Origin of the sequence: Xenorhabdus khoisanae (assembly GCF_001037465.1) — a bacterium.
Classification (GTDB): domain Bacteria; phylum Pseudomonadota; class Gammaproteobacteria; order Enterobacterales; family Enterobacteriaceae; genus Xenorhabdus; species Xenorhabdus khoisanae.
Window position 1 is genome coordinate 1 of record NZ_LFCV01000114.1, and the last position, 1881, is coordinate 1881.

Genomic DNA, 1881 nt, shown 5'->3' on the forward strand with positions numbered 1-1881 from the left:
ATATAATAGTGTTGACCATTTTTATTTATTTCAATGGCAATAATACCTTTTTGTTGTCGACCAAGACCGTCATCAAATGTATTATTGGTAAAAACATGTTCCCATTGATTGACAATTGGCCACTTACTTATAAAGACAGCACCTCCAGAATCCTTAAATAAAAAGCTAGACGGATAACCAACAATATTTGAATGATATTTATAAGAAGAAGTTAGAAGCATTGAATTTTTGACCATATCTTCATAATAAATTTCAAAAAAACACTCTTGCAATGCGATAACATCGTAGTTATTATTGACTTGCTTTAAGGATAATCCGATCTTACCAGCCCTTATAGGTGATGACGTTCGTGGAGGCGGATATTTAATATTATATGTGAGTGTGTGCAAACATAAATTATTGCTACTAACTTCAGCTAAAGAATCACTAACTGAATGTGAAGGGGAATCGATAATATCAAACTGTGGAATACTCATTTTCATTCCTTGCCGATTAAATGTTGAGCTCTGACCTATAATATAAAAGTAAATTAAGGATCTTTATGTTCAGTGACAATAAGGCATATCGAGAACTTGTTTATAGAATGAATGAAATTCCCTAATAGAACAACATAAAGGAACATTAATATTTATGCATTGCGCTTCAAAAAAAATTTAAATTAAAGCATTTGTACCCAGACGTAACGCCGTAGCATATTTTACCATTTGGTCATATTGCTACCGTACTGATCCCCAATCGATGGGTTTAGTCAAAATTTGTTGCAAGTTGGCATAGGAGTCAGCTTTACTGCTCTCCGGTTGATATAATTTCTGTGAGTGAATAGCTTTGAGGCGGGACAATAACTGGCAACCAAGTAATAGGTAGAAAGCAAAAGCCACTGTGCTCTGACTGTGCGAATCAACGTACTGTCGTTCAACTTCTATCTCGGTGCAATGATGGAGCACTCCCTCGATCATTGATGCCACTTCCGAACTCCAACAACCTAAATTTCTTTACAGCGTAATCGTTCGCGCAACGTTTCCAGTACGGCTATTCGGTCAGGCATCGGCGACGGTTGCCTCCCTGAAGCCAAAGCGTGCACGGATTTCGGCACGCAGGCGCTCCTCTGTTCGGTCGGTGAGTAAGACTTCACTTTCAAATTCAATGATGCAGGACAACCGACGCGCGTCAGGTTTCAATCAGGGTGGTTCGTTTGACGCCGAAATTGCGGCAAACTGCCGCTTTTGACATCCCTCTATTCAGTGCAGCAATGATGGCATCTAGTTTCTCGCCAGTAATGGCAAAAGGTCGTTCGCCAATCCGTCCGCGTTGACGGGCGGAATCCAGACCAATTCGGTCAGACGGCGACTCAATGACGGCAAAGCAATGCCCATCAATCCGGCAACATGCATGATCATGCAACATTACTCAGATGCGTTTCCTGATCCCTCATCGACACAGTAAAGATATTTGAATTCTAGGGCTTAACGGGCGATTATCCGTTAAGCCCTAGAATAGGTATGAATACAGTTCAGAACCCGATTCACTAAATGGCGGCTAGTGACACGACTGTTGGGTCTACCCCAATGAGAGCGGATAGCTTGCTGCTTCAGCAACGCTTGTTGCTCAGACGTGAACTTGTGTGCATCTGTTTTCATTCACACAGTATGTCAGATATAAATTGCCGCCGAGTTAATAACATAAGGCAAAAGTTTGACCGTGTCTGATGAAATTATTAATATCTTTCTTGTTATTACATGATCCATCGCCTGCAGGATCACCTTCGGGTGGCGAAACAAATCTATGGTCTTCCCCGTTTTTGCAACACTCATTTTGATGTATAGCAGAATCATACTAATATGTCATAATATCCAAATCCAACATGACAAGGCATAAAGTGAA

At 40.7% G+C, this 1881-nt stretch carries 2 protein-coding genes and 1 pseudogene; all 3 read right to left on the reverse strand.

The features are described 5' to 3' along the window. On the reverse strand, positions 1–476 hold a 476-nt coding region (locus AB204_RS15540; RefSeq protein ID WP_047964286.1), incomplete at its 3' end, for an exonuclease/endonuclease/phosphatase family protein. Between the two features lie 243 nt (positions 477–719). Continuing rightward, a pseudogene (locus AB204_RS15545) lies at positions 720–980 on the reverse strand (Tn3 family transposase); the annotation flags it as partial. A gap of 187 nt (positions 981–1167) precedes the next feature. Further along, the gene (locus AB204_RS15550) at positions 1168–1404 is read right to left on the reverse strand and encodes a helix-turn-helix domain-containing protein (protein ID WP_047964288.1); all 237 of its coding nucleotides are present in this window, start codon (positions 1402–1404) and stop codon (positions 1168–1170) included. Between the last annotated feature and the right edge of the window lie 477 nt (positions 1405–1881).

Bases quoted from the DNA above. Each gene is read 5' to 3' on its own strand.
- AB204_RS15550 (WP_047964288.1), bottom strand. From the start codon at position 1,404: ATGTTGCATGATCATGCATGTTGCCGGATTGATGGGCATTGCTTTGCC.